The organism is Paenibacillus phytohabitans (assembly GCF_013141775.1).
In the GTDB taxonomy this organism is placed as follows: domain Bacteria; phylum Bacillota; class Bacilli; order Paenibacillales; family Paenibacillaceae; genus Paenibacillus_AQ; species Paenibacillus_AQ phytohabitans.
This window is the reverse complement of the sequence record NZ_WHOB01000097.1, coordinates 134,720-157,238: the sequence shown is the minus strand read 5'-3', so window position 1 is coordinate 157,238 and position 22,519 is coordinate 134,720. Positions and strand designations below refer to the sequence as shown.

Here is a 22,519-nt window from a genome sequence, read left to right as displayed (position 1 = left end):
GAGCACCAGATAAAATATTATACTTGTCCATTCTGATTATTAATAATTATTTTTAAAATTTCCGAATTTATTATAGCTAGCTCGTCGGAACTTCTATTTTTCAATAAAGATAAAATATCTTGTATATCTTTACTATACTCACCTTTATCAATTCCAATCAAATCGCAAATCGAAAACAATAATTGCTCACTATATCCAAATGGCAGGTAATCATTTTTTTCTAAAATCTTCAATGTGATTTGTTTTGGTTTAAGGCGTTTATTATCAATAACTATCCATGAATAATCCTTAAGCATTGTTATAAAATCAAGTTCCGATAAATATGAAATATCAGTCTTATTATAAAAATACTCAATGTATCCCTTTAAGTGTTTAACTTCATCAAAAAATTTAAAAACTAACTTCATAAATGTGCGCGTTGCTTCCATCCCACCATATTGACTCAAGTACTCAAGGATTTTTTGTGTTTCTTTAATCATTGGATTATAAACAGTAAAAATATTAGTATATTGTTTAGGCTTCGGAATATTATAGTAAATTTGCATATTTTCTTTACTGTAAAATTGGTAACTAGGTACTTCTATTTTTTTAACATCGAACATTCTTTTTCTAACTTTCGATTCAATGAAAAATGTTTTCAATTCATCATTTAGTTCAATTGGCACATGCTTTTTATAAAGATCATTATCTACAAAATCATTAAGCTTCAACACACCAGCATTCATATATAACGATTTGATATCTTCGTCTTCAATAAAATATACAGTTTTTTGATTTTCCTTGAAGTAGCCCCCTTTGTCATTTTTAACAATAATCGGGACATTTTTAAGTTCTATTTTTTCCTGCGAGATTTTCATTAATTTTAAAATTAAATTAAACCCACCAAAATATTGAGCAATATTTTTTATTTCAGAATTTCCTGTAACAAAAAATTCTTGTTCTATATATCTTAGTACAGAAGAATAGCTCAGTTTTTCTAACTTAAGAATTGACCCAACTTTCCCTCCCAATTCTTTATCTATGAAAATCGGATAAAAAGTTAGGCTGGTCTTTTTATTTATTTCATCTTTTATTTCCTCAAAATTTGTAATTTGATTTTCCAAAAATATCTTCTGCTTAATTGTGACATAATTCCCGCCATTCGTCTTTATGAATTCAAGATTTTCTATTTTATTTTTTCTTTTAAAATTTAATAAATATCTATAAAGATTCTCAATATTAGTTTTCTCAATAATATCTTTATCTGTATTTATTCGTTCAATAACCTTTTCAAGATTTAATAATTTAAGACCTTTTATTTTGGAGAAAAATGAAAAAAATTCAATATAATGATCTTCAACCCAATAACAATCCTCATAAAGATCCTTAGCTTTAAAAATGGTCTTCAGCTCTTCTTCATCAACGAATATAACTTTTTCAATTTCGCTACAATTTTCAGAAAGCAAAATTTTATTGTGATTTGAGAAATAATCAATAAAAGTGTCTTCCAATTTAATCTTTAATGAATCAGGCGCACCATTCCAATTCAAAACCACTTTCAAAAAGCTTTTGTTAATAATTTTATTTAAAGCAAATAAATCAATGGTACGAGTTAATATCTGTGAAGTGATATTAATAATTTCACTATTATTTTTATCGCCTAAAAAGTCTTGACTAGCATTGTTAAGTTCTTTTCTACTCATTCCAACTGTGTAATTTCCTTGGATTAAATAGCCAAGACCTGTTGGCGTATTAGTTGGAAAGAATACGTTAAAATTCGAGTTACGAGCATATCGGAAGTTAATTGTTCCATCTAGATTTTTGGACACTTCAAAAGCAATTTTAATATTTTTATAATAATTATCCGTTTCTTTTTGATCTCCAATTATTCTTCCGTCAATAACTAAATAAACTTGATTTGCAATTTCGAAAACAGTAACAATACCTGCATCTACTAGATGCTTAAATTCTTCATTAAATTGATCCATATCAAAGAAGGTAGTAGTAATTTCTTCTTTGCACAGGTTTATTTCTTGATCTTCAAAATTAACTTTCAAATTAATAATATGATTCAGAAAAAGCAAATATCGTCCAGAAATGTACTCTAATTTATCCTTTACTTTATCAAAAACAGTGAAATCAGAGTACGGAAGGTTAATACTTGTATCTAAATTCTCACCATATGTAAGATCGCTAGTATCGCCATCAATATTGGGAACAATAAAGTTAGGGATTATATAATCTTGAATTTCGAATTGATACTTTCCCGAAGTTATTTGAGGTTTATCCGTAATATTAAATACCGACTTAAATCCAATGCCAAACTTTCCAATCCGACTATCGTCATTAGCTTTTCTATTTTTTTCTTGGCTCGCTTTTGTTATCTGCTCTATATCATCTAACTCAAAACATTTTCCATTATGGTTGAGCATAAAACTACTATTATTTAACCAAATTTCAACCTTACTTGCAGCACAATCATCAGCATTTTGCAGTAATTCTGATACAAATGCAGAGTCATCACTATACATCATTCGTGATGCTTCATACATCGATTTAATTTCTTGAGTGTTTTGGTAGAGCTTATTTCTAGAATCCACTAACTCATTAATTTTTTTTATTTCACTTAGAGTAAATTGACCCACAAAGATGCCCCTTTGTCACTAAATTTGAAAGCACTTCATTCCTTCAATAAATGATAAATACCATTTATTTCATTCTATCAATTAACCATAAGCGTAATTATATTAATTATCTATGACAAATGGTCCATATCTAGTATTTATTGCTTAAGTCGTTAATACCATACAGCTATCTCGGGTAAGACTCAAACACATTATTAGGGGTAATAGCAGAGGTGTACGTACACAGGTGTGGACTTAGAACAAGACAAACATGTAAAAATAATAAAACAGAGGGAACAATCAGTTGTTCCCTCTGTTTTATTTCCTATAGTTAAGTAACCTTTTCATTATCCCCTTTTGTTCGATAGCGCCAAGTGTAATTTTGTTTACCTGGCTTTAATCTTTCATTATTTAGAATTTTCATCCCGTCTACGTTTATGTCGATCCCTTCAGGAATTTGAAAATAACTTTCATTTCTGACTAAAGGAGCATCGGCTTCAGGGTTACCAGGTAAGTAAAATGTTAATATTTTTAACCCAAACGTAAATCTGATAGCTATTGGATAGTTTGCTTGCTCATCGACAGATTCCCATAATTCCAAAATCACATTTGAATAACCATTCCCCGGTACAAAAGCAATATCTAAATATAATGGAAAGAATTCAATCTTCCCGAGGAGCCATTCAGGTACATAAGCTATTTTTTTTCGCTTTTCTTCTGAAAGCAATGACCATCCCATATGCGTTAAACATTTGCAGACATCCGCGGGACAATAAGGTGGAACATCGTTTATTGTAAGAACCATTTTGTTTTCATTTTCAAAATCCTCAATTTCAAAAGAATCTTCCCCCTCTAACATACTTAGATGAACGTGATTGGAGCCGGTTTTTCCTTCAATAAAGGACTCTCCTTTTGAAGGTTTATATTTAGGAGAGCCGCTTCTTTTTCGAGCTCTAATAAATATACGGTCCATCATTAAAAAATTTACTAATTCATTTTCATGTATGCTAAAGTAGTCCTCGTTACATCTATCACATTCATCTAAATTAAATAAAGTTCGATTACCTAAGGCAGCTGGAATTACATGAGCCTCTTTCTTGAATGTGACCTCTTGTTCTGTTTTCCCACAAAATATACACTTTTTATCGTGAGCATTTCCCAGAAAAGTTTTATTTCCCGTGGAATTCAAAGGATATGAATAGGGTTCCATTATTTGGCGATATGATTCAGTTTCCATTTTTGTTCTTGCCTCCTGTTAGTATTTACACATCATAGATTACATTAATCCTTAAATAGAAAGGACGGTTTTCACCGTCCTGATACCTATAAAATATTATATTCAAAGGATTTTTAATTTATTCTCTTAATATTTTTATAGATCAATAACGTTCATTATAACGATTACCTTTACCGTCTTTTTTATTTTGTTCGTCTATTACTTTTTGTTTATGGTCTTCTTCTTGTTTTATTTCTGTTGCTGTTTTCGGTCTTTTAACCTGAGCATTATATTCGTCAATCGGGAAAATAGGCTTAACAGTTTCAATTGTTTTTATTTTTCTAATAGGTGTTATTTTGTCATCTTCGCTCATTTTGTACCTCCAAAAATATATAAGGAGTTGTGGTATTTTGTATAAATTAAATTTGGCATGCGGTCCCATAATATATAAAAGATTATCAGGATGTATAGATACTTTCAGAAAAGAAAACACTAGATTCAGCAAAGCTATAGAAAAAGATCTGGGGATAAGTGAACCAATCAATTTAGTGGAAGATCTAAATTTACCACCCACCTCCTATCAATTTTCAGCAGTAAATTCAAATCAAGAATATACGTTTATAAAGGAAATCACTAGTTGCTACTTAGATCCGCAATACCATTATTATAAATTGGTTAATGAAATGTTGTTTCGACAGTTTGAAGATTATATTCGAAAACAGTTAATAATGGGTCCCTTTCTTTGGAAGGAGCAAATCGAAGCCCATGAGATCACATTAGAAATGGACGCCTCAATTTTTAATGAATTAGGTGCAGAGAACGTAAATAAATTTAAAAAAGAAATACAAAAGATTTCTTTAGAATATAACAAGCAAATACATATTTTTAGTAGTGTATTTCTTAGCCTCAATAGATACCAAGTCTGGAACTATGGAAACCCTATTCTAGGATCTTGGTTTGATGCTGACGAATGCATTGCTAAAATCATACATGAAGATATAATTACAGCTACAATAGATAGTTTAAAGATTATTGTTTCAAATTAAAAAAATGCTCCTAATGCTTATTACCATATACCGAATGTAATAAGACCCAAAACCGAGAAGGAACATGATCAAAGGTTCTCAAGCCCCATTTAGTTTTTTTCGTGTACCTCTGACTCCTGAGCAAGTAACATACCCTTTTCGCTCTACTGATGCACACGAAAAAAAGGCGGTAATCTTCTCTCAATTTATTGGCGTCATTAATTGAAAAATAATTAGGAAAATTATTCTCTTCCATTCCTAATAAAATCACCACTTCGAACTCCAAACCCTTTGAACTATGTCTAGTCGAGATGGTAATTTGATCATCAGGTTTACCTAACTGGGCGAACCGACTAATATCGAAGTTTTCAAAATTCCCCGAAGATGCGATCTCCAGAATTTTCTCTAAATTTTCGTTTTCATTTTGATGAGCTCTGGAATTTTCAAGTAACTCAAATAACGGAAGATAACTGAAGACGTACTTTAGCCATTCCGACAATTTACTAGCATAATCTATACTGTCCTGCAAAATCATCATGAACTTTATTTTTTCCAAGGCTATGGATCTGGAGTCCAAAGATGCTTCATTTTCTTTAAGTAAACGAAGCCAGAAATCAAACAATGCACTAAACGATTGACTTCCATGATTTAAAACCCACGTTGCACATTGTTCTAACCATATAACCACTTCACTTCTATCATATTCCAATTTATTCAGGTAATAGGGTATATCATTGTTTTTAAATATTTCCGCCAATTCCTTAGCACTTGTATTGTTTGCTACAAGTACTGCGATGTCATTATACGGTATTCCATGCTCTACACACTCTGGTATAATCGAATGCGCAACTTTTTCATATTGTTCCAATAATTCCGATTCGCACTGAATAAAGTGGAATTCTGTATCTTTATCGATTATAGCCCTTGCTTCTCTCTTCTCTTGGTTTCCCAAAACTAGTTCAGTAGCATCAACAATTTGTTGTGTGCTCCTATAATTTGAAGACAATTTTATTGTGCTGAATTCTGGTTTGTTCCCTAATTCTTTAAGATAGTCTGGCATCGCTCCATTGAAACCATAAATTGATTGATCCGGATCTCCCACCACAAAAAAATTAATGCTAGTTCTGTTGAATAAAGATAAGATCATTTCATGTAATGGTTTTCCTAAATCTTGATATTCATCAACGAATATCCATGGAAATCTAGCTTCTAAACATAGTCTTACGTAACGTTCCTTTTGTATCAATAATGTGGCGAATTTGACTATATCCATAAAATCTATTTTGCCCATTTCTTTAATTGTGCGTTCGTAATGTTGTGCAACATTTAGAGCAAGTTCATAAGTTTCTATATGAATTTCACTTAAACCTTCAATGTTCAGGCTTCGTTCCTTATCCATTTCTTCAATAGTTAGGTATTCATTACCATACCCTAGCTCTTCTTTTATCTTTGCAAATAAAGCCTTTTTTTCACCTTCAGATATAATGTCTAAAGTTTCCGGAATTTCGTACGTAGGATACAAATGTGAAAATGGCTTTATTATCTCTGCAATACAAAAAGAATGGACGGTTCCAACAAAAACGTTCTGTCTCGACTGGCTGCAGCCCAATTTCTTTAATCTAGATTTCAATTCAGCAGCAGCAGCTCGACTGTAAGTTATACATGCGAGCCCTCTTGGTTGACTTATGGCTTGGAGTGCTTTCATAATTTTCAATGTTAATACTGTAGTTTTGCCACTGCCAGGTCCGGCAATCACGACAGTATTCTTTTCAGACATATACGCTTCTGCTTGCTTATCATCGCTAAAAAGTTCATCCAATTTTCGTTGATAATAGGTACTCAATTTTCATCAACCTCAACTTTGGAAAGAATTGCAGTAATTGCGTTTGCCACGAATACTGGAACATGTGCTTCGCTGCACATTACAGAAAGTCGTTGAGCAAATCTCCCCTTCCCGACACCCTTTCCTTCGATTTTAGCGAGACACTTCCAATATTCATTATTGTCCAGTTCGTTTGCAAAGTTTCTTTTTTGCGTTTCTTTACCTAATGTAAGTTCGTTATATATGTCAGTAATTACTTCCTTAAGTTCAGCGTTACCTAAACAGGCTCTCATAATCTCTATCTCGAGTGTATATTCGCCTGCATATATCCCAAATTCTTCAAGTTTTTCTTTTTGTAATTCAGGGCTCACTGGTATTCCTCGCTCTGCCAGCTTCCCTATCTCTACTAATGTTTCAAAAGCTAATTCATAACCCAAATAACCATAACTTGTATGGGTAGATTCTTTTCCGAGATGGTACTGTCTAACAACCTCATTCTTGTCATTAGTGGTATTAATATAATAATCTCCATCTGTGACAATTACATAGGGAATACCAAGTGCATCCAAAAATTTAATGTATGGTTTGAAGTTAGTTGAGTTAATATTACATACGATAACACCTTTAGAATCCAATGAAGCGTTCATTTTTTCAGCAAAACTTGGAATTAGATATTCTTCAGCGATACCTTCAACTAAAATGATACCTTTTCCGAAATAAAGTTCTCCACGTTTGATATCAATGTATCTTTCAATGTCTCTTTTCTCTTTTAAAGATATTTGTACTTCTGCAGTCGCCTTTATTTTTGTCCCGGTTGTTGTTCTCAATAAATGCACAATTGAATCCACAGGTGCTACTGAAGTAATGTGCGTGGAATGCGTTGTTAGCAAAATCGATGTTGAACCACGCATGACATCCTGATATAAAATGCGTTGAAGTGTCGGATGAAGATGTGCTTCCGGTTCTTCAATTGCCAAGAATGTGAAGCCTCTTAGCGGAGGATTATGGAGATCTAAAAAGTTATACAAATTACTTAAAACGTCAACAGCAAGATCATCTCTAAGTATATACTTTCCATTTGCATTAATTTCATAGCATCGATTAATAATTTCGCTTCTTTCTTTTGTTAAAAGCTCTTCATATACGGTTCGTTTCATAACTTTTGGTATAGTTTTATCTTCAATAAGTAACAACATAAGAGTAATATAAAGAATATTGTTAAGTCCCAAACTGCTTTCGCTTATTGGACGTCTGAAACGCTCCTGCCCCACCATCGTTTTAATAATATTTAACAGGCGTTGTGTATTAACATCAATAGTTGCAAGCTTTATCTCCGTAGATTTATCTATTTTCACAATATCATCAAAGCGCTTATTTATCCTTCTTTCTAAATCATTCACTTCATCGATTTGTAACAGTAGATCGCTATTTTCTTTTATGCTTTCGGCTATATTATCAAGTTCTTCTTTCTCAATTTCATATTGACGAAGTAATTGAAGAAGCGGAGAACGCTTTGAATTTTTCATTTCCGCTTCCACATCTCGTAAGGCTTTAATGACTTTAATATTTAGGTATTTTCTATGTTGACTTGAGAACCATTGATTTTCATCCAAACCCTGAAATATTATAAATTGATATGTATTAGTACCATCTGGTTTGGGAACTGGATAATATTTATAGGTCAATCTTAAAGTATGGGGACTCTCCGAAACAGTTGCATCTCTCAACTCCGCTAAAACATTTCTATTATGCTCATAACCTTGAATTTCAATTGCAATTTCAATTTCTTCTCCATTTCCCATAGGATCATCAAGAGATTCATTGAAATCAGATTCTTGTAGAGATCGGTCAACGTCAGACAATTGCGGATCCAAGATTAATTGAAGCGCTCTTATGAAATTTGTCTTACCTACATTATTTTCGCCAATAATTACTTGCTTGTGAGTTAACACAACTTCTTCATCAATAAAATTCCTGAAATTTTTTATTCTAACTTTCGAAATAAACGGCGAGTTCATTTTTTAGACCTCCACATAATGTACATTCAATTACCATATTCTAATCTTAACTATACGACATTATTTTCACAAACAATGTCGAACGATGTTGTCGATTAAAATAACCTATAATTGATGAAATTATTATTTTGGCATCGTATTAGAACATTCTGAGGTCTCAACAATCAGAGTCAGTATTTGAAAAAATTTTTTTCTTTCCAATGAACAAAATACAGTTCTCGCGTAGAAAATACTCGTTTTGAAAACAGATGGATGTTTTTGTGTAACTGGTTATTTTATCTTTTGAGTAAAATTCCCCCATAAAATGAACTTCAATAGGCAGTTCATTTAATACACATAAAGTTAGCTCACCGTCTGATTGTATAATCCTTCTTTTTTTCATACGCTCTCTCCTTGAAAATTCAATTAAAAATATAAAAGCACCGATAGCCTATTCGTACAGGCAACGGTGCTTCCGTCAATTTCTATTAAGCGTTGTTATTCAATATCAATATCGACTACTTCATTCCACTCCATTACTTCTTGATCAAATGTAACTCCAACAGTTGCGATAACTTTAGGATAAAAAACTTTGGACGTTTCTCTTACCCGAGTACGTCGAACCAATTTAGGCAGAGGTGAGAAAAGATCATTATCGTAATCATATTCATAATCGATTTCCTCATCCTCGTATTCAATTTCTATATTTGCTCTCAACTCAAGCTCCCCTGATAATTCTAATTCGATGTACAAGGCACCATCAGTTCTTTCATAAATAAAAAATTCACCCAAAAGCAGCTCACTTGTAAATTTTGAAGCATGACATTCAGAAGGTTGATAATCCTTATATTCAACATAATCAATTAATTGATCATCGTACCAATCATTCAGGTAATCGATTAGATTATTAGCATAATATTTCAGATGAATTTTAGACAAAATCATTTCTTTCGTAATGGTCTGTATATTTTGTGCATGCTGTTTAATAAATTCTTGTAGTGAATTGTAATAATATACCGTTATGTTTGCGTCAGTTACATCTTTTTGTAGCATGGGATGCAAAATCATTTTGTTATCTGATGAGAATTCGTTGGTATTATTTGAAATAAATCCGATTGGTGCATCTGCATGAACCTTCGCAATATCTAAAACCGATAACCACAAAATAGTGTCTCTGAATTCTTCACCCCTATCCGAACAAGGTTTTATATGCTTTACAGCGCGCCGCAGAACTTCTTTTAAGTATTCATCCTTTGTCGCAAAAATCGCTTCTGGATCTAACTTTAATTTGGTTTTAAAGAAATCCATAAAAGAGGCAACAGCTTCTTCCACAAGAGGGACATCATTCTCACTGTATTCCGAAGTAAACAACCAATTTCGTAATGACCTTGATGCTTTTTTATAGCCTTCAAGTCTTTTCAGCAGTTCTCTTTCGAAAAGTGATTCCACTTCCAGTAAAACTATTTCAGGAACAATTATTTTAGAATTCGTTTTCACCAGGTAATCAAATAAGTTTTGAAAATGAATCGAATCCATCTTGAAATTTTCTCTGAAAATATTGGTATCGAGTACAAGATCCATGTTCCTGCTCCTTTTTAAACTAATTAAAGTGCTATCTGCTGGTTCATCGTATGAGCGCAATGTGGGAAATTGCTGCAAGCATAAAATAGTTTTCCTGTTTTATTGTTCTTTTTAATTACCATATACCCCTTACATTTGGCACAGTAGATCTGTTCTTTAATCAGTTTAAGGTCACTGTACTTACGCCGGCAGCCTGGAAAGTTACTGCACCCTACAAAGGCTTCACCCTTCTTAGACTTCCGCTCCACCAATACTCCTGTTTTACACGTTAAGCATTTGGGATTATTGGAGATGGAGCCCTTTACTCCAATTGCATTTAGAGGTACTCCATATTGTTCAATTAATTCAGTCACAAAAACGGACTTATCCTTATCAGGAACCACAATGTAAAGTTCATTTTTGGTACGTGTCAACGCTACATAGAACAATCGCCGCTCTTCAGCAAACTCCATGTAATCCGGTGTAGTTAACACCCACTGGAGAATTGGATCATCTGTTATGCGGTTAGGAAAACCTAAGGTGGCATTTTTCCCATTGATTAAAATTACATTGTCTGCTTCCAGCCCTTTGGATTTGTGTACAGACATAAATATTAAGTCTAGGGATGGATATTTCACAGACCTAATGGTCAGTTCTTTGGTATCAACCACAAAACCCGGGTAATCTTCGAGCTGGGCTAGATCCAAATTATTTCTTCCGAGTAACATGACTGAGCGCTTTTCATCTCCATTTTCAAGCCCATATTTGCTGACCAAATTATCGACAATCATTTCGACTACTTGTCCCATATGTTCCGAAAACGCTTGAATCTTGATGGGCTGTGGAGTGGATCTTCCCGATGCCAAATCTTTGGTCAACTGATTGGGATTACGCATCACAAAACTTCCGGCAATATCAATCAATTCTTGAGAATTTCTATAGGTACGCTCAATTTTCATAGTTTCATAGGCGCCAAAGTAATCACCAAAACGCGTAAATAAATCTAGATCGCTGCCCGCAAATCGGTAAATGGATTGCCAGTCATCTCCTACGCACATGACCTTTGCTCCGCTTTTTTCTTTGATTGCTTGAATTAGACCAAAACGGCTTCGGGATATATCTTGATATTCGTCGATAATAATGTACTTATATTGGAAGTGGGATTCTGGTAAACGTGCGAGCTCTGTCGCATCATTAATCATATCGTTAAAATCAATTTTCCGTTCGCTTGCAATGCTTGTTTGATAATACAAATACGCTGGACGAGCTATTGCCAGGAATAGTTTAGTACGTTCCCGCAAGAAGAAATTACGTTCTTTCAACTCGTTCTCCCGCTCTAAACGTTCAAAGTCAAGCTCCCGGTATCCACACGATTTAAATAAACTAATAAAGCTGCCAATGAGTTTGATGAAATCATCGAATTGTTGGTTTTGTTCTCTTTTGCAGAGCAACTCGTATAGACCGCTTGCATCAATAGGGTTAATAGACACATTATGCTGCATTAAATGTTCTGCTAGCCTCTCTAACAAAACCCCTTTTTGATTGTAATACGAAAAGGACTCAATACAAGTCGTTTTCATTTGGTCATGGGTCTGACGCTTCCAGTGTATTCCCTTGATATATTTCTCTTCTTCAATTCCTTCTAACCAAGGTGCCCTCATATGTTCATTCACACCATAGTGTTCGATATATATACCGTATTTAGGCAAATAAAAATCAGGTTTGTACTGACGAAACTCTCGAGTTGCGGTTGGATACTCATAATCCGTTTCATACTCATAATCAATACCATTAAGAAATAAATAATTCGCGATAAGGATTTCTTCTAAGCTTTTCATTTTCTCGCCTTTTAAGCTATCAAACTTTTCATTTAACCGTTCCAGTTTACTTTTTAGTGACTCAAAATCTAAGGACTTCTGGGATTCGTGATACTCACCTAACGTTTTAAAGTTGGCACGATCATGTGGAATATTGAAATACACTCCAAAAAAGAAAACTAACTGTTGCAGAAGGTGCGGCTTCGTTAATACTGCTGTTTCAAAAAACGAATGGATATAGGAACCCGGCTCATTAACCACGCTAAGCTTAAAATCACTATGTTGAGCAATAATTCCGGTTCCTAATTTGTGAAAAGTTTTGACTATAACGGGAACATTTAATTTATCATTAATTCGTTCTTGCATTTCTTTTGCGGATTTGTTGGTAAACGATATAAGTAGAATCTCTTCAGGTTGCACTTTTTTGATTTGGGTTAAAAATTTGACCTTTCCTGCTATCGTTAGCGTTTTTCCACTTCCCGCTCCGGCAAGAACTAAATTGTTATCTTCATCGGTTAAGACCGAAATTCGTTGCTGTTCATCCAGAGACTTTCCATCAATATCATCAAAAAGAGATTTTTGCATAACTAATTGGAGTTCTATATATCCCTGGTTTGCCAACCTGACATGGAGATCAATGTTGGAGTATATGGATACAAACCACGCTTGCGGCTGACTTAACTCTTGTACATCCGCATGTTTGAAAAATTGGAAGACTTCTTGATAAGAAGAACAATAGCGCTGTTTATCGGATGTGGAGATGTACTCTTTTTTTATTTGTTCAAAGCACAAATTTGCTTCAAGAACCTTCTCATCAAACTGCTGATTATGCTTTTGATGAATGATTAGTTGTTCTTCAATTTGGCTTTTCAAGTTCTTTGCTTCCTGGTGTAACTGTGCATACGTTTGACAAAGGACTCGATATTCGTCCGATTGAAACAGCCACTGTTTTAATCGTTTATTTTTGCTTTCAAATTTCAGGTGAACAGACGGTTCTACAGTAAACGGTGATTTTGCGTTGAGTACCGGTAGAAGAGTTTCTACTCGACGCAGTAAATCCGGTTTGGAATCTGAGTTTAAAGATATGTATTGGGGAGTTGAAGAAAAGAGCTGAAGCGTTGTAGAGAATTCTGAAAGTTTAGTTCCAACGGCATCTAACTTTATTGTTGTGGGACGAATAATTTTCATCGCCTGTGGTTTGTAGATTAGTTTTTGAAAAAAAGAAAGAAGAGCACTCATAAGCCATAATCCTTTCAAAAATACATAATGCCCATATTACCATAATTTTCACAATGCAAAAAGGACAGCTATCATACTCATACTGTCCTTTTTGCATTGTGAAGTGAAAGGATCTCGCTCGAAAATTCTGTTGTACTTTACCTTAATCATAAAACGATAAAAGATCTGACAACTCAATCGGAAGTCCACATAGTTTAAGTCTGTGAACACGATTAGTGTAAAGCCTTTCTATAATGCTATTTCTTTCATTTGGAAAAGCTTTGTGTATTTTGTTGTGGCATACTACACATAACGAGACAATATTGGCTTCGACATCCAAGCTATTTTTAAATTTTTCTTGTTGTTTCATCGGAATGAGATGATGTGCTTCAACGTAACTTTTACCACTAGCACGAGATATGAAATGTTCGTGAGCAGTATTGATTTCACAACTGTAGCCGGCATGATCTAAGGCTTTTAATTTCGTTAATATGTTTCGTCCCCAAACCCATTTTTGATTAGTATTAAGAAACTTGAACGGGGTGCGCGGCTCATCTTTAATTTCGTCTAAACGCACTAAGTTTTCAACGTCACTTGGTAGTTGATGATCTTCCTCATTATCTGAAGTATCCATTATATCAACAATGGATAGTTTATTTCGATTAGATATGAATTGAAGAAATAGATCCAGATTAATCAAATCAAGTCTTTGTATAGTTTGACCAAACTTCTTAAATTCATTCCAGATAGAACGAATATCGTTCACATTAAGTGGATCTTTAAATATGGTAATGGAAGTAGGCTCAAAATAATATGCGCCACTATAGTCTTCTTCTTTCTTTTTAATATTATCTTTTAAAATCGCATATGCAATTATCTGCGCTTTAAATTGAAATAAAAATAAAGAATTCGATTTTTCATTAGCACTTTTCTTGTAACGAAACTTCCCATATGGGAGAAATGTAAGAAAATAATTAGTTTGCACTTCCGAAATAGTCTTACCAATAAACGAAATGTCATTAAGTGACATAGGAATAATACGTATAGATTCGACCTTTTCGAAAACCAGCACTCATCCCACCCCAATATAGGTTATCAATTTCATTTGCTACTAAAAAATAAAACAGCAAGTAGCTCTCTTCTACTTGCTGTTCTTGGGCTTAGTTTGAAGATATATTTTTCACTATGAAATTGACTAGGTTATTCATTTGTTCTTTATCAATACTTTTGCTAACGTGTCTTTTTACGATTTCATCAATATTAATGGTTTCTTGTGATAGTTCATTTAATAATTTTGAAATCAACTTCAGCGCTGTAGCTAATTTGATGTTCGGAGGAAGTACGTTTAGTAAGTTTTCAATAGTCTCAACATTTAGAGAAAGTGAATGGTTTTTAACTTGATTTTCTTTTTTCTTAGCTTCATATGTAGTTGTCTTATCTTCCGTCGCACTTTTAAAAAACGTTTTAATAAATATGGTTTGACCTTCTGTAGCAAGTAGTTTATAAGTTGTAACATTTAAATTTTTAATATTCGTTCTATTTTTCTTTACGTCAATAAGAGTTACTGATTTAAAGGGTCCAAACTGAATATCTTGCTTTAATTTGATTTTCGCTAATTGCTCACGGAACCTTTTGTTATTTGAGGATGACCATAATGGTTCAGTATTTTCTTCCTTTGTATTGTATCCAAGTGCAGTAGTTAATTTTCTTGCATAATCATAATCTTGCACCAATAGCCAATCCGTAGGAATCCATTCCGTTCCGTGAATAGTGCCTAAAATCCCTCCTGCCATTGAAGCAATTGTGTCTGTATCGGCATTCTTTAATCCAGCCAGTTCCAATATTCCGTTTGCTGGGTCGGCTGCATACTTGGAAGCCATATATAGAGAGACTAAAGTTGCAACTGTACCTGCCCCACGGACTGATTTATCGAAGCATTTTAAATTGTTTAATGTTTCCCAACTTTTATCTAACAAACCTCTTCTAACTGCCGTATAAGCGATTTCGAGTCCTTCTTGAATTTCTAATACAACCTCTGACCAACATTCTAAATATTTACCACCAAAATTTTGATCAGCACTTTCCCGCCATTCCTTATTATTTTGAACCTCAGGAAGTTTTGACCATCTATCTTTTGTTTGAAGTAGGTATGCAATCAATTCCCCATACCCTAATGCTTCTTCCTTACTTCTAACATAGTCTATAGCCCACGCATAAACGATTGCACTTAACAAAGCTCTTGGATGTCCATGTGTGGATATACCATTTAAGAAAACCTGTTTGGATAACTCCTCCAGATCTCCATCGCAATAAAAAACATGAGGTAATATTCTCATAGCAACGCCATTACCACCAGCATCAAAATAGCGCTTAATATTCTCTTTACTTTGTTTATCTTGTCTCCATGGCTGGTTTCCATTACTCCACGATTCAGCAGCTCTCTTTGTGGCACCACCTCCACCACGTTCATAAATAATCCAAGCAGGGAGTTCAATTCTCACAAAATGAGAGTACCAATTTTTATACTGTAAGCTCCTAGCAGTTGCAAAAATTAATTGCGTATCATCGCTATAAGATCCCGCAGTAATTTCTTCTTCATGCAAATAAAATTTTCCGCCACTTTTCCGCGTCCAATTTAAAAATGAACGCTGAATTTGTGCATTTCTCGAAACATTATTACTTCGATCCTCGAAAGCCCAGCCTAACGCATCTCCAATCATTGCACCTAGTAAAGACCCAAAGTATTTATCTTTTATATTAACTATACTTTCATTATTCATCTTCCTCACTCCTCTCTATAAAGCGTTTCTTCAGGCATCTGACCATTTCTTATCATTCCACTCCAACTGATATCGAATAAACCAGGGGCAATGATAAACCGAATATTATTGGGAACTTCATGAATGAAACTTAATCTTGATTTTTCTCTTCGTGCTTGCTCCCAATCTTTAACTACAACAGCTAATATGTCACTTCGTGAAATATTCTTATATATTAGCACTTCTGCTTGATCATCGGTAGGACAACAAGGTAACATTTTGGCAGTACGATACCTTTTTGTTTTTCCCTGCACCATTTGATTAAATAAACCCGAAAAACCTTCAGTACCACCTTGTATAAGGGTCCCTCTCTCAGCAGCCGCATTTCTGTGACAAAACAACGAGGTAGATAAAGTAGCTAGAAACGGATTTATAAGTAATATAACCCATTCATGGAACAAAGGATCTTCTTTAATTTGTCTTAAGTACCACGTATTCGGATATTGAACCGAACAGCAGACGTAGTCTTCCTTCCCATCTAAACGCAAAGGATCGTTTTTAGATAGTAATTCGATCTGATTGTCCATCTCTGTATTTGCAATTATTCCCGATTCATTTCTTAAAATACTAGGCAAGTTGAACGATTTAGTGAAGTGGCATAATCTTGTGATGTTTCGTATATCGATTATATTCTTAACCGTTGTCATAAATCTACCACCTACATTTGATAAAGTTCTGGATCTGTGGGGAGGAGCACTGTTACCTCACCAGTATATGAAATATACAGCTCACTTTTGGCTCTGGTCACCCCAACGTAAAGTAACTTTACTTCTTCATTAAGAGCTTCTTCAAAGTTATCCAATGCAGTTACGCGTTCGGGGGATGGCAATCGATTAGCTGTACAGAAAGGTAATATTACCGTATCAAATTCCAGACCTTTTGCTGAATGATATGTTCCGACAGAGACTCCAGGTCTAGAATTCCACACGCTCATTTCTTTTGAAAGTTTTTGGGGAGTGATACGCTTTTGCCTAATTTTATTAATAATATAATCTACCGTTTCTACGCTTCGTACAAGTATTACGATTGTTCTGGTACGGTTAGGAATAATTACATTTGCAATGTAATAATCGAGTTCTTCTTCCTCCGAAGAAAAGGAAATAAGCGCCGGTTTAGGACCTGATGCACGAGGAAAACTCGGTTCGACTAAATCTGTGTCTTCAGGAAAAAAGGGTTGTTCCGAGATGGCAAGACCTAGAGCAGCAATTTCTTTGGTATTTCGATAGTTTTGCGCAAACCGATATATTTGCGGATTGTTTAATCCAGCTGTTCGCCAGGACACACGGCTTCCATATATTTGTTGAGCAACATCACCAAAATAGGTGATACTGCCATCTGTCGGTATTGCTTTTGCCAGGGAGCGTAACATTGCTGGAGAAAAATCTTGTCCTTCATCAATAATAATATGGCGATAGTAACGAGGAGAAGTATCACTTTCAAATTCTTCATCCACATACCCCGCTAAATCTTCAAAATCATAACGTAAACCGGATTGTCCTCGAAGACGCATGTATTCATTAAAGACATAATAAAAGTATTTTCTGTTTGCTCTAGCAATCCAAGTACCAGCCCTTCCAATACGCTCCACCGCTTCATATTCTTTCAATGAAGTTATTCCGGTTTTTTGGAGCCAATGGATTTCCTCAACAAATACTTCTGCAGGTCTTTCTAAAGTTGAATTATCCGGATAAATTTTTCTAACATTCTCCAAGGCTTCATTTATGAATCTAATTTTCGCCCCTGAACTTGCAATTTCGTTCCATCCCATTTTATTTCGTCGACTTAAATAACCTCTTGCAAATTTATGATAGTTCCAAATATCGAGATTTCGAATCCCCTGCTCTCCTAGTGTTTGAAGATAGGTGACTAAAGTACGATTAAAGGTCACCAGCAATACTTTTTCATTACTACGACAATGCGTTTTAGCTAAATAAGCAGCTCTTAATATTGCCAGTGTCGTCTTTCCACTTCCTGCTGTACCGAGTATGACAAAATGCCCGATCTCCGGAAGGTACAAGACTCTTGTTTGAATGCCAATAGGATTAGGGATAGGCATTTTTATTACCTCCATAACTATTATCTGGTCAATTTCACTTCTGCACTCTAATAAAAAACGTTATTATACAAATAAAAACACTCAAACTGATTTAAATCTGTTCCGTTAATCATTTAACTCATCTTGTTCTACAGCCTTATCTTTCCCTAACTTTTGATCTGGTTCAAACAATAGTCTTTCAATAATTTTGAATTCTTTTATAGACTTCCAAAGTATAAGTTCATATAAAATTTCTAGTTCTTTATTTTTAGTGGAATCTGTTAAGATTTGAATTACGTCTTTGTTTTCACGATGAACAATCAAATAAATTTCTTTTTCTTTGCCTTCAACGTTACTAACCAAATAAATCACTGATAATCTAATGTATTTTTCATTTTCAGAATTTTTACTATAATTGAATCTACAATAAAAGCTATTATTAACAGAAACATGATGATATTCAACTAAGCCCTTTTCTTCTAGCTCCTCTGAAATTTTAAACTCTCTTTCAAGAGAACCCCCTAACATCGCCATTTTCTTTTCTTGATATGATGTCCACTCTATGTGATTTTCGCTTGTTTTAGTGAATAATTCAGCTAAAATTGCATTAACGGATTCGGAAATATTTTTAAAAGTCATTCTTTTTCTCCCCCTTATATAAACTTTTCTTCTCTCCACCGTCGGCGGACATACGTTTCAAAATCATATTTTTCCAAGTCTAAATGATCGACATGATCCGTAACAATAATTTGCGGACGATATCCGGCTGTGTCATGAATTAATTCAATTTCATCTAAAATTGTTGTATACATTTGTTCAACGTTCATTACATCTTTGTCTTTTCCCACCTGATCAAATTCGACTACTTCAAATTCATTTTTTAATGGTGGGAAATACACTTGGCTCGGCTGATCGATGAACAAAAAAGACGGCATTACAGAGTGGGGCTGAAGTGCGAAAAAATGAAGGAGCGATAAAAAAAGGCTCAGGTGACATGAAAGCCAATTCGCACCACTTCCCATTTCACTTAAATACACATTGGTTTTATTTTTTTGATCTTCATGGTATAAGTTGAACGTATTCAGTTCAAATTTTAATTTGGTCGGTCGATATTCTTCCTCGAAATCAAGGTTTCCAATGATCCGATTGATATTCGCATTTAGAAACGTCATGGCTTCCGCTTCCCGAACTCTTACATTGTAACCACTTAATTGACGTTTAACAGCCTCCATATCGCTGTCAAAATCACTTGCCGACAAATGAGCCAAACTGCTTCTTTGACTCTCGACAATGTCACAGTCTGAATCAATTTTAGCTTTGTAATAGATGATTTGCTCATCCAACCGTTTGTTTTCTTTTAAGTGCTTAAAGATTCCTTCGACTCTTTCAATTTCTCTACTGATTTCTTTAATTTCTTCCATCAGTATCCGCTTCTTTTTTTCCAGCTTTTTAATTTCATCCGTAAACGATTGGCTCTGCTCGCCAACGCCTAGAAGTTCTTCTTGCAGCCAATTCTTGGACCTTTGTAGATCCACCATCGTTTGATTGATGTGTTGATGAGGCTCCCCACATAGTGGGCAAAGATAGGCTTCCTTTTTGGGTTTTGAGAGCTCACCTTTCTGCTTTAACAAGTTAAGGCTATATTCATATCCCGTGCCATAATTTTGGCTGACTTCTAAATTTCTAATTTTAAGATCTAATTCGTGTTTTTCCTGGCGTTTGGATTCCAGCCTTTGTTTAAGTAAAAAATATCGTCTCTCAGCTTCCTCTGATAAATAACTTTCTCTCGTAAAATCGGGAAGATTTTTTCGTAGCTGCAAAAGCGTATGTACTGGGGTATCTTCATCCAACTGCAACCCTATTAAGGCATAATAATTCACAAAGCTTTTAATCAAACGCCCTCGGAGCTTCTCTACCGCCGTGGTGTAGCTTTGCCGATCCCGTTCATTTCGCTTTTTATCTTTTTCAAGTTCATCAAGTTGAAGCAACAACGAATAATATTTCTGATCTACCCAACCAGCAAAAATAGGAAATTGCTTAATGACATCTTCTTTTTTATAATAATCATCAAAGCGATAAAATAACGCAAACTTATTGGCGATAAGGTTTTGGTGCTGAAATAAGTATGAGGTCATACTTCGAACGGATGGGCGTCCTTCTTTCTTATTATTGTTATCCGACATATCCGAGACCTTCATTCCCAAGGCATCTTCCAGATCCATTTTTGCTTCTTCAACCGATACACTGATTTCATCAGTGAACAGATCCAGCGTAATATCGTTAATGTCAAACTCCTTGGTACTTCTTTGGACATACATCTGCTTACGACCATTGTCATCAAAGCTTTTTCTTCCGAGCACCAAATTCATTGAACCAATCTGAAAAACCGTAACAAAAATATAAGTGAAATTTGTGATGACTCCCTTAGGAATATACGATCTTGAACTCCCCATGCAGTAATCAATAATTTCTAGAAGGGCACTTTTCCCGCTTTTGGATTCGCCGGTGATGATGTTTAGTCCGGGTGTGAATTCAACTTCTCTACGTGTTCCTTCTTTATTTAACACGCAAATAGCTCTTACATATGCATTCAAAGATTGGTCACTCCTAACTTCCGAAAGATGTCAATACAAGAAGTTCTCGAAAAAATAACGCCTAAATAATGGGCTGCCCGATAATAAGATCGAAGGTCTGCTGCTTTCACTAATTTATAATCGACTTTATTCAGTAGCATTATCTGTTCACCAATGTCAATGTTTCCTTCATTGACAGCAACCACGATGGCTTGACTCGTCAATTCTTTGAAGTAAAAATAACGTTCCTGGATCCCCCCAAGTAAGATTCTGCTTTCGACATCATCTAAAAACATAGAAAAAATCGAACTTTTTTTATTAGCACGAAGTAAAAATTCTCGGGATGACTTATAAAAAATGACGGGGAAGACCAAATAAAGCAAATAAAATTCCGGTTGTTTCTTTCCATATCCGCTTAAGAAATGCTGCAAGATGGAACTCAGAAAAAACGGATTAAAGGACAGGGTTTGAATAGAGGTGAGATTTCTATCAACTATTTTTTCAGATTCCATGTTAATCCCCCATCATCGACAATAGAGTGTACGATTCCTTGCTGGAAAAAATCACGATTGGGATTAATGGATCCAAACGGCATCGCTTCTAACAACATAACCTCTTGAAAAAAATCTTGCGATTTTTCACAATGATCATCCGTACTACATTTTTTCTTAGAGAGTTTTCGCATTCGAAGTAGACGCGTATTTAAATCACTTTTGTACCCATAAATATCGTTCATGTAAATGGGATCATTATCGAAGTGCATCATACAAGTTTGATTCATTCGCCAATAACTGACAACCGCCTCTTCCACATCCTCCGTATCACATTCAATCTCCAGAATTTGCTTCACGAATTTTCTATTCATATAACCTTTTACATTCTTTGGCTTATCCTTAGAGAACGTGGAAGGCAATGGACGAGTTTGTTTCGAATGCTTATCTCGGATATCTGTCGCATGCTTTTTAAACTGATCATACGTGATCTCCCAGGTTCCATCATTTTCAGCTGGCTTCATTAATATGGAGCCAAGCAATTCATAAATGAAAGAATCTGCATGCTGATCTTCGATTAGTTTAAAGATAGAATGTTGCTTGATTTTAGCCTTACGCTTCATTACATTCACTTCGTTTAGTTGAAGTTCTACTTTGGCGATAATCTTCCGGACAATCTTTTCATCCTTTAAAAAAATGCCCGTATACCATTCTCTAAAGCCGCTTTCCTTTTTCTTAATCTGTTGTCCCTCATTTTTTAATAAAGTATATCGTTCATCTTCATTTAGCTCATTCCACGTATTAAAAATTGATTTTGAATCTGTAACAGAGGTTGAAACGAGAAGTAATTTTTTGTAATTGTCCATCTGTTCATGATAAGTCACCCAGTTTTTTAGCGAATTCCAAAAATCTCCATGGCGACTTGACAAATTATGTTTTTTTAGATGATTTTTAATCTCCATATTAACGGAAGAACCAGAGGATTCTATACTAATGTCACCGAATGTTTCGACATAAATTGTATCGCCAGGTTTTAAATCCAGACAGTGCTCCATGACAATTAAATAGTGAAATAAATCACCTAATTTGGTCTTCGTATCATCATTTTTCTGTCTTTCCAAATGCCATACCTCCGTTTGCAAATAGGAACCGGGACTATATTCTATCTAATCCTTCTGTTTCCAGTATAGGATAGATAGTTCATTTTTCCTAGTCCCGTTTTTCGACAAATGAAGGCTGTATTCACAATAAACACAAAAGCCGCAACGTTAAATCCGCTGCGGCTTTTGTGTTTATTAAATAGAAATAAGTTGCCATGCATGCCTTGCTGTATGATGATGTCT

16 protein-coding genes are annotated in these 22,519 nt (G+C 34.6%); 1 reads left to right on the top strand and 15 read right to left on the bottom strand.

Features of this window, described 5'->3' with window-relative positions:
* Positions 1 to 17 precede the first annotated feature (17 nt).
* The 3 genes from GC101_RS34265 to GC101_RS34255 all read right to left on the bottom strand — a co-directional run bounded on the left by GC101_RS34265 (position 18) and on the right by GC101_RS34255 (position 4,192).
* A complete protein-coding gene (locus tag GC101_RS34265) occupies positions 18 to 2,624 on the bottom strand; it encodes a sacsin N-terminal ATP-binding-like domain-containing protein (RefSeq protein WP_171720946.1) in 2,607 nt (868 codons plus the stop codon).
* 310 nt (positions 2,625 to 2,934) lie between these two features.
* The gene (locus GC101_RS34260; protein ID WP_171720945.1) at positions 2,935 to 3,840 is read right to left on the bottom strand and encodes an HNH endonuclease; all 906 of its coding nucleotides are present in this window, start codon (positions 3,838 to 3,840) and stop codon (positions 2,935 to 2,937) included.
* A gap of 142 nt (positions 3,841 to 3,982) precedes the next feature.
* On the bottom strand, positions 3,983 to 4,192 hold the full coding sequence (locus tag GC101_RS34255; protein WP_171720944.1) for a hypothetical protein: 210 nt from the start codon (positions 4,190 to 4,192) through the stop codon (positions 3,983 to 3,985).
* Between the two features lie 37 nt (positions 4,193 to 4,229).
* Here GC101_RS34255 and GC101_RS34250 point away from each other — a divergent pair, with 37 nt between their 5' ends.
* On the top strand, positions 4,230 to 4,865 hold the full coding sequence (locus GC101_RS34250) for a hypothetical protein (protein WP_171720943.1): 636 nt from the start codon (positions 4,230 to 4,232) through the stop codon (positions 4,863 to 4,865).
* 10 nt (positions 4,866 to 4,875) lie between these two features.
* Here the strand turns inward: GC101_RS34250 and GC101_RS34245 are convergent, their stop codons facing one another.
* The 12 genes from GC101_RS34245 to GC101_RS34190 form a co-directional block, all read right to left on the bottom strand.
* Positions 4,876 to 6,687: an ATP-dependent helicase gene (locus GC101_RS34245; protein ID WP_171720942.1), complete on the bottom strand. Its 1,812-nt coding sequence runs from the start codon at positions 6,685 to 6,687 to the stop codon at positions 4,876 to 4,878.
* The gene (locus GC101_RS34240) at positions 6,684 to 8,684 is read right to left on the bottom strand and encodes an ATP-dependent nuclease (protein WP_171720941.1); all 2,001 of its coding nucleotides are present in this window, start codon (positions 8,682 to 8,684) and stop codon (positions 6,684 to 6,686) included. Before GC101_RS34240 ends, GC101_RS34245 begins: the two co-directional genes overlap by 4 nt.
* 477 nt (positions 8,685 to 9,161) lie before the next feature.
* The gene (locus tag GC101_RS34235; protein ID WP_171720940.1) at positions 9,162 to 10,244 is read right to left on the bottom strand and encodes a PIN domain-containing protein; all 1,083 of its coding nucleotides are present in this window, start codon (positions 10,242 to 10,244) and stop codon (positions 9,162 to 9,164) included.
* 23 nt (positions 10,245 to 10,267) lie between these two features.
* On the bottom strand, positions 10,268 to 13,279 hold the full coding sequence (locus tag GC101_RS34230) for a UvrD-helicase domain-containing protein (protein WP_171720939.1): 3,012 nt from the start codon (positions 13,277 to 13,279) through the stop codon (positions 10,268 to 10,270).
* Between the two features lie 142 nt (positions 13,280 to 13,421).
* Entirely contained in the window at positions 13,422 to 14,330 is a 909-nt protein-coding gene (locus GC101_RS34225) for an HNH endonuclease (protein WP_171720938.1), read from the bottom strand.
* Between the two features lie 88 nt (positions 14,331 to 14,418).
* Positions 14,419 to 16,038, bottom strand: coding sequence for an ADP-ribosylglycohydrolase family protein (locus tag GC101_RS34220; RefSeq protein WP_171720937.1), 1,620 nt, complete (start codon positions 16,036 to 16,038; stop codon positions 14,419 to 14,421).
* A gap of 5 nt (positions 16,039 to 16,043) precedes the next feature.
* Positions 16,044 to 16,724: a DarT ssDNA thymidine ADP-ribosyltransferase family protein gene (locus GC101_RS34215; protein WP_171720936.1), complete on the bottom strand. Its 681-nt coding sequence runs from the start codon at positions 16,722 to 16,724 to the stop codon at positions 16,044 to 16,046.
* Between the two features lie 11 nt (positions 16,725 to 16,735).
* Positions 16,736 to 18,133 (bottom strand): 3'-5' exonuclease, encoded by a 1,398-nt coding sequence (locus GC101_RS34210; protein ID WP_171720935.1) that lies wholly within the window; start codon positions 18,131 to 18,133, stop codon positions 16,736 to 16,738.
* Between the two features lie 105 nt (positions 18,134 to 18,238).
* Positions 18,239 to 18,751, bottom strand: a complete 513-nt coding sequence (locus tag GC101_RS34205; RefSeq protein ID WP_171720934.1) for a hypothetical protein — start codon at positions 18,749 to 18,751, stop codon at positions 18,239 to 18,241.
* Positions 18,752 to 18,765: 14 nt separating this feature from the next.
* Complete coding sequence (locus tag GC101_RS34200) at positions 18,766 to 20,706, bottom strand: DUF3732 domain-containing protein (protein WP_171720933.1); 1,941 nt, start codon at positions 20,704 to 20,706, stop codon at positions 18,766 to 18,768.
* A complete protein-coding gene (locus GC101_RS34195) occupies positions 20,703 to 21,197 on the bottom strand; it encodes a three component ABC system middle component (RefSeq protein ID WP_171720932.1) in 495 nt (164 codons plus the stop codon). Before GC101_RS34195 ends, GC101_RS34200 begins: the two co-directional genes overlap by 4 nt.
* Positions 21,179 to 22,297, bottom strand: coding sequence for a hypothetical protein (locus tag GC101_RS34190; RefSeq protein WP_171720931.1), 1,119 nt, complete (start codon positions 22,295 to 22,297; stop codon positions 21,179 to 21,181). The genes GC101_RS34195 and GC101_RS34190 overlap by 19 nt, the downstream gene beginning before the upstream one ends.
* Positions 22,298 to 22,519 lie beyond the last annotated feature (222 nt).

Bases quoted from the DNA above. Each gene is read 5' to 3' on its own strand.
- GC101_RS34260 (WP_171720945.1), bottom strand. From the start codon at position 3,840: ATGGAAACTGAATCATATCGCCAAATAATGGAACCCTATTCATATCCT.
- GC101_RS34255 (WP_171720944.1), bottom strand. From the start codon at position 4,192: ATGAGCGAAGATGACAAAATAACACCTATTAGAAAAATAAAAACAATT.
- GC101_RS34240 (WP_171720941.1), bottom strand. From the start codon at position 8,684: ATGAACTCGCCGTTTATTTCGAAAGTTAGAATAAAAAATTTCAGGAAT.
- GC101_RS34235 (WP_171720940.1), bottom strand. From the start codon at position 10,244: ATGGATCTTGTACTCGATACCAATATTTTCAGAGAAAATTTCAAGATG.
- GC101_RS34230 (WP_171720939.1), bottom strand. From the start codon at position 13,279: ATGAGTGCTCTTCTTTCTTTTTTTCAAAAACTAATCTACAAACCACAG.
- GC101_RS34220 (WP_171720937.1), bottom strand. From the start codon at position 16,038: ATGAATAATGAAAGTATAGTTAATATAAAAGATAAATACTTTGGGTCT.
- GC101_RS34215 (WP_171720936.1), bottom strand. From the start codon at position 16,724: ATGACAACGGTTAAGAATATAATCGATATACGAAACATCACAAGATTA.
- GC101_RS34210 (WP_171720935.1), bottom strand. From the start codon at position 18,133: ATGCCTATCCCTAATCCTATTGGCATTCAAACAAGAGTCTTGTACCTT.
- GC101_RS34205 (WP_171720934.1), bottom strand. From the start codon at position 18,751: ATGACTTTTAAAAATATTTCCGAATCCGTTAATGCAATTTTAGCTGAA.
- GC101_RS34195 (WP_171720932.1), bottom strand. From the start codon at position 21,197: ATGGAATCTGAAAAAATAGTTGATAGAAATCTCACCTCTATTCAAACC.